This is a genomic window from Erwinia rhapontici, from assembly GCF_012271765.1.
Taxonomy (GTDB): domain Bacteria; phylum Pseudomonadota; class Gammaproteobacteria; order Enterobacterales; family Enterobacteriaceae; genus Erwinia; species Erwinia rhapontici.
This window is the reverse complement of sequence record NZ_VRKO01000016.1, coordinates 106,391-120,084: the sequence shown is the minus strand read 5'-3', so window position 1 is coordinate 120,084 and position 13,694 is coordinate 106,391. Positions and strand designations below refer to the sequence as shown.

The following is a 13,694-nucleotide window of genomic DNA, read 5'->3' as shown; positions in this document are numbered from 1 at the left end:
GAAATTTTGCCGGATAGCGCATACACGCAGCAATGGCGTAAGACGTATTGTGCAATCAGGCATTTAGCGGGCTGCGGGTTGCAGCCTGGACGATAAAACGGGATTGGTTCACCTGGTATTCTACTGGCGGTTCCCCCCTTAAAAGCGCTGTTTTTCCATATGTAAAACAGGCTACCGAGTTTTTGCACCCCTTTAGCTGCTGACAACCGGGAGGTTGACGGCTTTGCGATGAGACACGGGGTCATCGGTTTTCATGTCCAGCGTTACTTTGCCCGCAGCTTTGTCACTAATGTAAGAATAATGAGTAAGTTACGATGAAAAGAATGTTGATAAACGCAACTCAGCAGGAAGAGTTGCGTGTTGCCCTCGTGGACGGACAACGTCTGTACGATCTGGATATTGAAAGCCCTGGACACGAACAGAAAAAAGCCAACATCTACAAAGGCAAGATCACCCGCATTGAACCCAGCCTCGAAGCCGCATTTGTTGATTACGGCGCTGAACGGCACGGTTTCCTACCTCTGAAAGAAATTTCCCGCGAATACTTCCCTGCTAATTACAATTCTCACGGTCGTCCAAATATCAAGGATGTACTGCGTGAAGGCCAGGAAGTCATTGTTCAGATCGATAAAGAAGAACGTGGTAATAAAGGCGCAGCCCTGACCACCTTTATCAGCCTGGCGGGAAGTTACCTGGTTCTGATGCCAAACAACCCACGAGCAGGCGGTATTTCACGCCGTATCGAAGGCGATGACCGCACTGAACTGAAAGAAGCCCTGTCAGCACTGGAATTGCCTGATGGTATGGGTCTGATTGTACGCACCGCGGGTGTGGGCAAATCGGCCGATGCACTGCAATGGGATCTCAGCTTCCGTCTGAAACATTGGGAAGCCATTAAGAAAGCTGCTGACAGCCGCCCCGCGCCTTTCCTGATCCATCAGGAAAGTAACGTGATCGTGCGCGCCTTCCGCGACTATCTGCGTCAGGACATCGGCGAAATCCTCATCGACAATCCAAAAGTGCTGGAGCTGGCTCGCCAGCATATCGCCGCACTGGGTCGTCCAGATTTCAGCAGCAAAATTAAACTGTACACCGGTGAAATCCCGCTGTTCAGCCACTATCAAATCGAATCGCAGATCGAATCTGCATTCCAGCGTGAAGTGCGTCTGCCTTCTGGCGGATCGATTGTTATCGATTCCACCGAAGCGCTGACGGCTATCGATATCAACTCCGCACGCGCCACTCGCGGCGGGGACATCGAAGAAACGGCGTTTAACACCAACCTGGAAGCGGCCGATGAAATTGCCCGCCAGCTGCGTTTGCGTGACCTCGGTGGCCTGATCGTTATCGACTTTATCGATATGACCCCGGTTCGTCATCAGCGTGCGGTAGAAAACCGCCTGCGTGAAGCCGTACGCCAGGATCGTGCTCGTATTCAGATCAGCCATATTTCACGTTTCGGCCTGCTGGAAATGTCGCGTCAGCGTCTTAGCCCTTCTCTGGGTGAATCCAGCCATCACGTTTGCCCACGCTGTAGCGGCACCGGTACCATCCGTGATAACGAATCGCTGGCTCTCTCCATTCTGCGTCTGATTGAAGAAGAAGCGCTGAAAGAGAACACCAAAGAAGTTCATGCCATCGTACCGGTTCAGGTTGCTTCATACCTGCTGAACGAGAAACGTGAAGCCGTCAGCGCCATTGAAAAACGCCAGGGCGGCGTGCGTGCCATTATCGTACCCAACGATAATATGCAGACACCGCACTACTCAGTTCTGCGCGTGCGCAGTGGTGAAGAGACGCAAACTCTCAGCTATCACCTGCCTAAACTTCACGAAGCAGAAATGGCGTTACCTTCTGAAGAAGAGCACGCTGAGCGCAAGCGTCCTGAGCAGCCTGCCCTCGCCGCTTTCGTGATGCCAGATGCGCCGCCAGCACCACAGGAAGAAATCGCAGAAGTTGCAGCAGCCACTCCGGTTGCCCAGCCTGTCGCGAAAACACCTGCTGCTGCTGAGCCGGGCCTGGTTAGCCGCTTCTTCAGCGGGTTGAAAAAACTCTTCGCTGCGGAAGAGAAACCGGTCGTTGAGCCACAGCCACCTGTCGTTGAAGAAAAAACGGCCGAAGCCGCGGCTCCACGTGGTGAGCGTCGTAATAACCGCCGCCAGAACAACAACCGTCGCGACCGTAACGGTGAACGTGGTGAGCGTTATGGCGACCGTAATGCGGACCGTAGCGATCGTAATGGCGAACGTAACGACCGTAACAGTGAACGTAACGACCGTAATGGTGAACGTAACGAGCGCAACAGCGAGCGTAACGACCGCAACGGTGAACGTACTGAACGTGCACCACGTGAACGCAACAACGAAGCGCGTGAAAATGGTCGTGACGACAATCGTCGTAACAACGCAAATAAACGCAATGCACCACAGGCGGATGCCCGCAGCGAACGTATGGTTCCAGACGAATTTGAACGCAGCGAAACCTCGCAGCCACGTCAACCTCGTCAGGATCGCCAGCGTCGTCGTCCTGGTCAGAACCAGGAAGAAAAACGGCCGGTCGTGCAGGAAGAGAGCATCGTTGAGCCGATCATCGAAGCTGTAGACAATCAGGAAGTGCAGGAAGAGAACGTACAGGTGATGCCGCGCCGTAAACCGCGCCAGTTGAACCAGAAAGTGCGTATCGAAACGGCTGAACAGACCGCTGCGCGTTCGTTTGAACCGCAAGGTGAAGAAGTGACCCCGGCAGCCACGCCAGTGGTTAACGAACCTGTGGCTGAGTCTGATGACAACGACGATCGTGATGGCAACAATATGCCACGCCGTTCACGTCGCTCTCCACGCCACCTGCGTGTGAGCGGTCAGCGTCGTCGCCGTTACCGTGATGAGCGTTATCCGACACAGTCACCAATGCCGCTGTCTAACGCTGCTGCATCGCCAGAAATGGCATCAGGTAAAGTGTGGATTTCTTATCCGGTTGCTCAGACAAGCGATCACGAAACGCATGAAGAGCATGGCCATTCAGTGGTCCCTCCTTACGGTCATACAGAGGTTGAAACGCCTGTTGCAGAAGCCACTGCCGCTGTCGAAGCCGCTAATGCGGTAGAGGCTGTCGCTGCCACCGCACCTGTGGTTGAAACCCCTGAGGTTAACACTCCTGCGATTGAAGCCCCGGTCGAAGAGCAGGCAGAACCTGTGCAGCAGGCTGAGCCACAGCCAGAAAATCTGCCAGAAATCACCCCTGTGATTGCTGAAGAGACGGCTGCCATTGACGCACCGGTAAACGAAGAACCCGCCGTAATTTCTGCCGCTGACGAAGTTGTCGCGGAAGAGACTGCAGCAGAAGCGACGCCTGTGGAAGATGTTCAGCCTGAGCCAACTTTTGCCGCAGTTGATGCTGTTGCGGATATTGTGGAAGAAGCCCAACAGGCGACTGACATTGCCAGCGTTGCTCCGGTTGAAGTTAGCCCTGAAGTTGAGCAGCAGGTTGCCGAAGTGCTCCATGCACCGGAAGTGACTGCAGCACAACACACTGTGGCGACCAGCGAGCCGCACGCTCCGGTTCCTGCCCGTGACGAGCCTGTCGCGGATGCACCGGTTGCTGCTGAGCCTGTGGTTGATGCTGCACCGGTCGTTGCCAGCGCACCTGCTGTTGCAGAACCCGTGGCCGCTGCCCCCGTGCAGAGCAGCGCTCCGCATCATGCTACCGCGCCAATGACGAAAGCCCCGGCTCCGGCTTACCAGCCAGAAGCACCAAGTCAGAGCGACTGGGTGCGTCCGGACTTTAACTTTGAAGGTAAGGGGTCAGCAGGCGGTCACGCTGCAACTCATCAGGCGACTGCTCCGGCAACCCGTCCTTAATACCTGATAACGCGTCAATCAAGCCCTGGCCACCTGGCCGGGGCTTTTTTTTATCTGCTCTTCCCTCCCCGTTTACGCCAGTATCTCTGTATTCACCGATCGTTGTCGCAACGTATTCATGTCTGTGAGTATACATATACCCGCCGTCATCAGCATCGCGGTTCATAGACACCATTGCGTTATCGACAAGTCGTTAAAAGGATACGGGGCACACCGTTACGTGAGGGGAGATAGCAGGCAAAAAAAACCCGCTGTCAGCTTTGGCTACTGACAGCGGGAGAAACTGAACGAACCCGGTTAAAGCACGTTCAAATATTAGAGGTCAGTCTACGAATTCAGGTTAAACAGAGACAGTTTGGACATCTGCTGGAACACCGTATAAGAGGCTTTTAACGCCGCCTGCTGCATGGTGTAGTTAGAAATTGACTCCACGGTATCAGCGCCAATCAATGCTGACAGCTGATTTTTTTGGTTAAGGATAGTGTCATCCCCTTTGGAATCAAGACTGGATAACTCCTGCAGGTTTGTACCGACTTCTGCACTAACACTTGATACGTTATTTAACGCATTACGCAAGCCTCGGCCCGATTTCTCCAGTGCCGCTAACCCATCATCAATATCTGCCTGGGACGCATCGGCCAACGGCTTATTCAACGATGCGATCGCCGTGTCTAGCATGTTAAATATATTCGTTTCTGCCGTGCCATCAGCTTCTTTCACCGCAGTACTGGTCAGAGAATTGAAAATCTGTTCGCCCGTATGATTGGTGGTTAACGTCCGGCTGGCATCCACTTTCTGAGAAATAGGCGTCAGCCCCCCCTCATAAGTTGTTGCGCCTGTAGTCGCATCAGTAACAAAAGGAGGTTTGTCACTCTGATATCCCGCAAAAACATAGCGGCCACTACCATCAGTGCTGTTGGCAAGATTCAGTAACTGAGCACGAAGCCCGGTAAGCTGAGTCGCGTAAGACTGGCGATCGTCGTCAGACAAGGTTCCATTTGAAGCGGCAACCAGTGTTGTCTGAGCATTGATGATCACATCAGTTACCTGTTTAAGCGTCGTCACTTCGGTAGACTGATTTTGCGTGGCAAAAACACGCGCCGTTTTATACTGTGAAGTTTCAGTCTGCGCCTGTGAAATGACAACGGCCTGAGCGGCAGCGACAGGATCATCTTCCGGACTATTAACACGGTTACCGGTAGCGAGCTGCTCTCCCCCTTTCAGCCATGCAGACTGTGAAGTAGAGATCCCGCGCATCTGCTGATCGTAGATCATGCTGGTACTGAGTCGCATGGTTTAATTCCTCTGCAAAATTTAGCTGACAGCACTTATCAGTGACTGGAAAATAGTGGAAGCCGTCTGTAATACCTGGGCATTGGCCATGTAATACTGCTGATAGCGCGTCAGGTTTGCATACTCTTCATCCAGGTTAACCCCGGAAACAGACTGCTGCTGATTGGTAAGCTGTGTCACCACGGCTGCCTGTGTGGTATTGGTTTTAGCAAGGGTGCTGGCTTTGTTGCCCACGTTCGCAACCAGGCTGGCATACGACTCCGTCAGAGTACTTTTGCCATTGACTAAATTTTTGGTTTGTAAATCCAGCAGTTTTTGTACGTTCTCATTGTTACTTTCCCCCCCGGCCGCACTGGCAGCAGCCAATTTTCCTTCAGAGGTAATCTCAACCGCCATATTGGCAATAACGTTTTTAACGGGTTGAACGGTGAAACTATCGCCGGAGAGAGGCGTACCCGTCGGCGTCACTTTTAGGCCATCGAATGCCAACACGCCAGGCGTGGTGGTGCTATCAATGGTCGCCGTCGTATTATCAGACAGACGGGTTGCAGTCCAGGTACCATTATTAAGCGTTAGCTTGTAGTCCGTGGCCTGAACTTTGGTGGTGTCATCCCACTCCGCTGTCAGTTCGCCGGTGCCTTTATTTTTGGCATTCTGCAGGACTGAAGGGCCGCCCAAACCGAAGAAATCTTCACCATCCGCGCCATCAATATCTTTGCCGAGTTTGTGCTGGGTGTTGAAGCTTGTTCCCAACGCCATCGCCAATTGGCCGACTTGATTACGTACGTTATCCAGATCGCCGCGGAACGCCAGCAGGCCTCCCAGCGAACCATTGGTAATTTCTGACTCAGGAATCTGAGTTTTTGCACCCGTTACAGGATCAACAGTCGCGATAGTCGTGCGTCCAGGATCAGCGCTCGATGGCACTGCCGCCAGTTGACTGTAGGTGTCGCCCTGGACCAGGGAAATCCCATTACCGATAGAGATATTATAACTACCACCATCCTGCTGGGTAACGTTAACACCAGCTATGGCATTCAGTTCGCTGACCAGTTTATCGCGTTGATCTAAAAGATCATTGGGCTCACTACCCGCACCTGCGCCTTTTAGCTTGATAATCTGCTGGTTAACGTTAGCAATCTGTTTTGCGTAGTTATTAATTTGTTCAACTGAAGCGGTAACCGCCGTATTCAGGCTGCCGTCGAGGTTGGACAGATAGGTATCAGTCACTTTGAACTGATTAACCAATCCCTCAGCTTTACCCAGAACAGCCTGACGAGAAGAGGGGTCACTGGCATTACTCGACAATGTCTGCAACGAGCTGAAGAAGTCCTGAATATTGCTTGAGAGCGTATTCGTGGTACTTGATAACATATTGTTAACATTGGAAATCTGACTATACTGGCTGGCAATACCACTGGACTGGGCGCTGGCCGCACGCAGCTGGTTAGTGATGAACTGGTCATATTCACGGTATACCGTGGAGACATTAGCACCGTTACCATAGTAACTGCCGCCACTCAGGGTACTGTTGGCCTGAGCAAGCACCGTTGTCTGGCGTGAATAACCGCCAACGGCATAGTTAGTAATGTTGTTACTGGTGGTATTCAGCGCAGCAGATGCAGCGCTTAACCCGCTCATCGCGGTATTGATTAAGTTAGCCATTTCGGGTCCTTGTTAACCGGCAACTGCAGAGCCAGCATTGACGAATCGTTTGCCGGAAGGGGGTTAACGCAAATCCGGCCTGAAAAGGTTATCGGTTAAACCGGGGCAAACTTGAGCATTTCCCCGAAAAATTTAAAACAAATCGCCGATATCCTGGCTGTAGGCTTTGACCACTTTTTCACCCATATTTTTGAACTGCTGGATCATACCCACCAACTTTTGTGCATATTTAGGATCGGTGGCATAACCCGCAGCCTGCAACGCCTGCGCGCCCTGTTCCGGCGAGGAAGCGGTCGTCACGGCCGCATAGCGTGGATTGTTACTCAGCAGTTTGACGTAGTCGTTGAGGGCATCGAAATAGGAGTCGTAAACACGGAATTTTTGCTTCACCTTTTTCGCTTCACCATTCTCAAATTCGGTGGTCATCACATCAGTGGTTTTACCCTGCCAGCTGCCCGTCGCTTTAATACCAAAGACGTTATAGCTTGGCTTACCGTCACGCGTGAGGATCTGGCGCTGGCCCCAACCTGATTCGAGTGCGGCCTGGGCCAGAATCAGGTGATGAGGAATACCACTTTGCTCACTCGCCGCCTGTGCCGGTTTTGACAGCATCGCGATAAAGTCACCATTGTCACCGGATAACGGCATCTCTGCGCTGGAGAAACGTGGCACCGCTTTACGGACCATTTGTTCCATCGCCAGCGGAGGTAAGGTGTTGATAAAGCTCTTATCCAGCGGCATGGGCACCGTACCGGCTTTCTCATCCAGCGGCTTCTGCCCTTCCATCTGTTTCACGATAAGGTCAGCCAGACCGAGGCCTTTCGCCCCGATCTCCTGGCCAATCTGCTGATCGTACATTGAGGTATAAAGCCGCGTCTGCTCGCTACTCATCAGGCCATCCTGCGGTAGCGCCTGGCGCATGCTTTTCAACATCATCTGGACAAACATCCCTTCGACCTGTTTTGCCACTTCGCGCGCATGCGCTTTCGGGTCATCACCGGCTAACCGTTTCAGGGTGTTCAGCGAGCGGCTGTCATACGCCGCGCTGCTCAGAGACTGGCTGTTGTCGCTCATCAGATAATTTCCAGTTTGGCGTGCAGGCAACCTGCGCTTTCCATCGACTGCAAAATAGACATCAGATCGATAGGCGTCGCACCCAGCGAGTTCAGTGCACGAACCACGCTGTTCAAATTCGCGCTGGCGTTAACCGTTTGCAGTGCGCCCCCGCTCTGACGCATATCAATCTGCGTTTGCGGTGTCACCACAGTCTGACCACCGCCAAATGGCGTATCAGGCTGACTGACGTTCTGCGTCTGATTGACCGTGACCGACAGGCTGCCCTGGGCGATCGCACATTGCGTCAACATCACTTCACGGTTCATGACCACCGAGCCAGTACGTGAGTTGATGATCACTTTGGCGTCCTGAATCGGAACCGAGACATCAATATTCTGGATATCCGCCAGCAGACGTACCTGAGAGGTGTTATTTGCTGTTGAGCGGATCTGCACAGTGCGGCCATCGACGGCCTGCGCCATCCCGTAGCCACCGCGGCTGTTAATGGCGTCGCTGATGCGCTGCGCCATGCTGAAATCTTCCTGGTTCAGATACAGGCTAACGATATTGCTGGTGGCGAAGTTATTCGGCAATTCACGCTCAATCGTGGCACCGCCGGTAATACGACCGCCGTTCACCTGGTTGACCTGCACGCTACTGCCACCGGCCGCAGCACTGGCACCGCCGATCAAAATGTTACCCTGCGCCAGCGCGTAAACCTGGTTATCCACCCCTTTCAGCGGGGTCATCAGCAGCGTACCGCCGCGCAGGCTTTTGGCGTTACCCATGGAGGAAACCACCACATCAACCACCTGCCCCTGACGGCCAAATGCTGGCAGCTTTGCAGTCACCATCACCGCCGCCACGTTTTTCAACTGCATATTTGTGCCGGTAGGAACGGTGATCCCTAACTGCGACAGCATGTTGCTCAGGCTCTGTGTGGTAAATGGCGTCTGGGTTGTCTGGTCACCGGTGCCATCGAGTCCCACCACCAGACCGTAGCCGATCAGGGAGTTATCACGCACGCCGCCCACGGTCGTGAGATCGCGAATACGATCGGCCTGCGCCAGGGCGCTAAACCCTACCGTCAGCAGCAGGACACATCGAATCAGTACATTACGCATTAAAACCTCTTACATCGGTGATATGTTCAGGAAGAACCGTTGCAGCCAGCCCATATTCTGCGCCTCATTGATGTAGCCGTTACCGACGTACTCAATGCGGGCATCAGCCACCTGGGTGGAAACAACACTGTTGCTGGCGCTAATCGTGCGTGGGTTAACCACACCGGAGAAGCGGATAAACTCTGTTCCCTGATTAATTTCAATCTGTTTCTCACCGACCACATTCAGGTTGCCATTAGGCAATACCTGGTTAACGGTAACGGTGATGGTGCCGGTAAAGGTGTTATTCGCTGAAGCGCCCCCTTTTCCTGCAAAATCATTTTTCCCTTCCCCGGCGAAGGTGGCTTTGTCGCCACCCAGCAGTCCGACGAGGGCGCGCGGTGTCGCGCTTAAGCCGAAGCTGGAAGATCCATCACGTCCGGCATTGGCAGAAGAACTCTTACTCGCGCTGACATTTTCCTGCAGCGTGATGGTTAATGTGTCGCCAATATTACGTGGGCGGCGATCCTCGAACAGCGGCTGATAGCCGTAGTTCATCGGCATCACGCCCTGAAAAATAGAACCGTTGACCAATGCAGGTGAAGCAGGCATCGGCTGGGCCGTCGTCGAGCCTTCAACCAGTGGCTTACGGGGAACTAACGCACAACCGTTAAGCGTTAGCAGCAACGTGGCTACCAACAAACGTCCAGGCAATGAGATCTGCTGCGCCATGGATATAAACCTTTCATTACGAGAATATTGTATTAACGGGCCGGGCAAACCCGGCACCTGTAACGGTCAATCAGTCCGTCTTACTTTTACAGCTGAGTCAGTTTCGCCAGCATCTGGTCAGAAGTACTCACGGCCTTACTGTTAATCTCATAAGCGCGCTGAGTCTGGATCATGCTGACCAACTCTTCCGCTACGTTAACGTTTGACGTTTCCACATAGCCCTGGTACAGCGTACCCGCACCGTTGTTGCCCGGGTTACTTTCCGTTGGCGCACCGGATGCCTGTGTTTCCTGATAAAGGTTTTCACCCATACTTTCCAGACCGGCATCGTTGACAAACGTGCTCAACGTCAACTGTCCGACCTGAACCGGGTTAGTCTGGCCCTGCTGGGTCACGCTCACCACACCATCACGACTGACGGTCATGCTCAGGGCGTTTGGCGGGATCGTGATAGCGGGCTGCACCGGGAAACCACCGTTGGTAACCAACTGACCATTCTGGTCCGTCTGGAAAGAACCATCGCGGGTATACGCGGTGGTACCATCAGGCATCTGAATCGAGAAGAAGCCCTGACCACTGATCGCCACATCCTTCGATGAGCTGGTCTGCGACAGGTTGCCCTGATTATGCAGGCGCTCTGTGGCCACCGGACGCACACCCGTACCAATCTGCAAACCGGAAGGCAGCGTGGTCTGCTCAGATGACTGCGCGCCTGGCTGACGCATCGTCTGGTACATCAGATCTTCAAATACCGCACGCTGACGTTTAAAACCGTTGGTGCTAACGTTTGCCAGGTTGTTGGCAATCACGTCCATATTGGTCTGCTGAGCGTCAAGACCGGTTTTGGCAATCCATAAAGAACGAATCATCTATTATTCCTCTGATCAGCTCATTGACAGCAGCTGGTTGGCTCGTTGTTCGTTTTCATCGACGCTGGAAATCACTTTCATCTGCATCTCGAAACGACGGGCGTTGGCAATCATATCGACCATGGTCTGCGTGCTGCTGACGTTGCTGCCTTCCAGCACGCCCGGCATCACTTTCATGGTGGCATCGATAGGTAACGTGGCACCGCGTTGGGCCACCGCACTGGCTGAGACGCGGAACATACCGTCATCACCGCGCGTCAGCTCACTGCCAGTAGCTTGTACCAGCTTGAGCCTGCCCAACTGCACCGTCGCATTCGGCGCATCGCCCGGATTCAGCGCAGTAATAGAACCGTCAGCCGCGATGGTGAGTTCAGCGCCCTGCGGCACCGCAATCGGCCCGCCGTCACCCATCACCACGTTGCCCTGTACGGTAAGCTGCCCGGCCGGGCTGACTTCCATATTCCCGTTGCGGGTATAGGCTTCGGTGCCGTCGGCAGTCTGCACTGCCAGCCAGCCATCACCCTGCATCGCCACGTCCAGCGCACGCTCGGTGTAGTCCAGCGCCCCCTGGGTCATATCTGCTCCCGGCGTCGACGCCGTGACCAGCGTACGGGTAGGCAATGACAACCCTTCCACCGGCACCGCACGCGCAGCACTAAGCTGCGCACGGAATCCCGGTGTTGCGGCGTTGGCCAGGTTGGCCGCCGTCACTGCCTGCTGATCGAGGGTCTGACTGGCAGCCCCCATTGCGGTATATATTGCGTGATCCATAGAACGATCCTGTTAACCGAATTAACGCAGGTTGACCAGCGTGTTAAGAATCTGGTCCTGAGTTTTGATGGTCTGCGCATTCGACTGGTAGTTACGCTGCGCAACGATCATGTTCACCAGCTCTTTACTCAGATCCACGTTTGAGGACTCAAGCGCACCCGCGGTCAGCGTACCGAGGTTACCGGTGCCGGCGATGCCGGTCAGTGCCTGACCAGAAGACGCCGTCGCAGACCAGACGTTGTTACCTTCTGATTTCAGGCCTTCCGGGTTTGCGAAGTTAGCCAGGACGATCTGACCCAGAACCTGAGTCTGTTCGTTGGAATAGGTACCCACCAGGGTGCCATCATCATTGATCTGATAGCTGGTCAGTTCGCCAGGCTTATACCCATCCTGCACCGGGTTACCAAACGTGCTGGTCCCGTTGTTCTGTTGCAGGCTGCCGGTGATGTCAACGGTCAGGTTGGTTGGGCCTGCTGAACCGTTCAACGCGCCCATAGTAAAGCCCACCATGCCACTGGCTGGGGTGGTCAGATTTCCGCTGGTGTCAAAGACCAGTGGCGTGGCCGTTCCCGTGGTGCCGGTTGAAGAATCAACAGGGGTAACGGTCCAGTTGTTATTCGACGTCTTGTTAAAGTACAGGTTAACGATGTGCGAGTTGCCCAGCGAATCAAACGTCGTCATTGATGATTTGGCGTTGTAGGTCGTTGAGTCGGTGATATCTAAATCCGCTAACGCTTTAACGCTATCGGTGGAGTTCAGGTTCGCCGTCATTGTCACGCCAGTGGTCGCTTTAGCTGACATCGCGGTGGTTGGCACGCTCAATCCTACCGGGTTAGCACCGGTCTGGATGGTTGGCGGGGTACCGGTAGCCGGATAACCGGTCAGCTGCAGGCCCTGCATGTTGACGATATTACGATCTGCATCCAGCGTGAACTGGCCGTTACGGCTGTAATACACCGCACCACTGGTATCCGCCATACGGAAGAAGCCCTGCTGGCTGATCGCCACATCAAGACCACGGCTGGTGGTGGTGGTGGTACCATCGTTAAAGTCCTGTACCACGGCCGCAACCTTAGTACCCAGACCCACTTTAGAACCGGCAAACATATCAGCAAACGCGACGGTGCTGGATTTAAAGCCCGCGGTGGCGGAGTTCGAAATGTTGTTACCAATAACGTCGAGGTTGCTGGATGCTGCGTTTAAGCCGCTGACTGCCTGTGAAAAGCCCATGTTGTCACTCCTGAAGCATAAATTAGTGGATTAAATAATCTGACGTACGTTTTCCAGGGTGGTCGTCCCCATGGTGCCCAGGTCAAGTACAGCCCCTTTGGCCGTGCTGCTCACGCCGTTCACTAAGGCATAGTTCAACGGCTGTGCAACCAGCTGACCGGTGGCATTGCTGGCGCTGATTGAAACGGTGTATTTACCATCGGCCGCGACGCTACCATCGGCCGCTTTACCGTCCCACTGGAAGGTGTGTACACCAGCAGTTTGTGCGCCCAGCTCAATAGTCTGGATCACGGCACCACTGCCATCTTTAATGGTGGCGGTGGTCGCAGTGGAAGCCTGCCCCAGCTCAACGCCAAACGGCGTAGTGGTGCTGTTGCCGACCAATACCTGTGAACCATTGACCATCACGCCGTGACCAATCAGGGTCGAGGCCTGCAAGGACTGGCCGGAGGTAATCTGACCGGAAATGGATCCCAGCGTGGTGTTCAGTTTCTCAATACCACTGAGGGTATTAATTTGTGCCAGCTGCGAGGTCAGCTGACTGTTATCCATCGGATTGGTCGGGTCCTGATTCTGCAACTGGGTGACCAGCAGCGTCAGGAAGTTACTCTGCAAGTCCGCCGCTGACGTATCAGAAGAAGACGAGGAAGATTGCAGCGTCGTGGTGGCCTGCTTTTCATTTACACCAACAGCAATACTCATCGGGAAGCTCCTTATTGACCCATGGTTAAGGTTTTCAACATCATCTGTTTAACGGTGTTTAAAACCTCAACATTGGCCTGGTAACTGCGCGAGGCTGACATGGTGTTCACCGTTTCTCCTACTACATCCACATTGGGCATTTTCACGTAACCTTTGGCATCGGCCATCGGGTTACCGGGCTCATACACCAGACGTGCCGGGGCAGGATCATCGATCACCTGCGCCACTTTCACGCCACCCGTCGGGGACCCGGGTGCCGCGTCGGTTTGAAACACTACCTGTTTCGCTACATAGGGCTGACCATCCGGCCCGGTAACGCTGTCGGCGTTGGCCAGGTTACTGGCACTGACGTTAAGACGCTGTGACTGTGCAGCCATTGCCGAACCGGCAATATTAAAAATATTTAAAAGTGCCAT

11 protein-coding genes are annotated in these 13,694 nt (G+C 53.9%); 1 reads left to right on the top strand and 10 read right to left on the bottom strand.

All coding sequences use genetic code 11. The features are described from left to right. Positions 1–314: 314 nt before the first annotated feature. The gene (rne, locus tag FVB43_RS17400; protein ID WP_167864391.1) at positions 315–3,857 is read left to right on the top strand and encodes a ribonuclease E; all 3,543 of its coding nucleotides are present in this window, start codon (positions 315–317) and stop codon (positions 3,855–3,857) included. A 327-nt stretch (positions 3,858–4,184) separates the two neighbouring features. Here rne and flgL read toward each other — a convergent pair whose 3' ends face one another. The 10 genes from flgL to flgC form a co-directional block, all read right to left on the bottom strand. Beyond that, a complete protein-coding gene (gene flgL, locus FVB43_RS17395) occupies positions 4,185–5,150 on the bottom strand; it encodes a flagellar hook-associated protein FlgL (protein WP_167864390.1) in 966 nt (321 codons plus the stop codon). 21 nt (positions 5,151–5,171) lie between these two features. Continuing rightward, positions 5,172–6,815, bottom strand: a complete 1,644-nt coding sequence (gene flgK / locus FVB43_RS17390; protein WP_167864389.1) for a flagellar hook-associated protein FlgK — start codon at positions 6,813–6,815, stop codon at positions 5,172–5,174. A gap of 132 nt (positions 6,816–6,947) precedes the next feature. After that, on the bottom strand, positions 6,948–7,889 hold the full coding sequence (gene flgJ / locus FVB43_RS17385; RefSeq protein WP_133842808.1) for a flagellar assembly peptidoglycan hydrolase FlgJ: 942 nt from the start codon (positions 7,887–7,889) through the stop codon (positions 6,948–6,950). Next, on the bottom strand, positions 7,889–8,995 hold the full coding sequence (locus FVB43_RS17380; protein ID WP_133842806.1) for a flagellar basal body P-ring protein FlgI: 1,107 nt from the start codon (positions 8,993–8,995) through the stop codon (positions 7,889–7,891). Before FVB43_RS17380 ends, flgJ begins: the two co-directional genes overlap by 1 nt. Before the next feature lie 9 nt (positions 8,996–9,004). Continuing rightward, a complete protein-coding gene (locus tag FVB43_RS17375; protein WP_133842804.1) occupies positions 9,005–9,706 on the bottom strand; it encodes a flagellar basal body L-ring protein FlgH in 702 nt (233 codons plus the stop codon). Between the two features lie 86 nt (positions 9,707–9,792). Beyond that, positions 9,793–10,575 (bottom strand): flagellar basal-body rod protein FlgG, encoded by a 783-nt coding sequence (flgG, locus tag FVB43_RS17370; protein ID WP_133842802.1) that lies wholly within the window; start codon positions 10,573–10,575, stop codon positions 9,793–9,795. A gap of 15 nt (positions 10,576–10,590) precedes the next feature. After that, on the bottom strand, positions 10,591–11,346 hold the full coding sequence (locus tag FVB43_RS17365; RefSeq protein WP_167864388.1) for a flagellar basal body rod protein FlgF: 756 nt from the start codon (positions 11,344–11,346) through the stop codon (positions 10,591–10,593). Between the two features lie 21 nt (positions 11,347–11,367). After that, positions 11,368–12,576, bottom strand: a complete 1,209-nt coding sequence (gene flgE / locus FVB43_RS17360) for a flagellar hook protein FlgE (protein ID WP_167864387.1) — start codon at positions 12,574–12,576, stop codon at positions 11,368–11,370. A gap of 30 nt (positions 12,577–12,606) precedes the next feature. Next, on the bottom strand, positions 12,607–13,278 hold the full coding sequence (gene flgD / locus FVB43_RS17355) for a flagellar hook assembly protein FlgD (protein WP_167864386.1): 672 nt from the start codon (positions 13,276–13,278) through the stop codon (positions 12,607–12,609). Positions 13,279–13,289: 11 nt separating this feature from the next. Beyond that, the gene (gene flgC / locus FVB43_RS17350; RefSeq protein WP_062743747.1) at positions 13,290–13,694 is read right to left on the bottom strand and encodes a flagellar basal body rod protein FlgC; all 405 of its coding nucleotides are present in this window, start codon (positions 13,692–13,694) and stop codon (positions 13,290–13,292) included.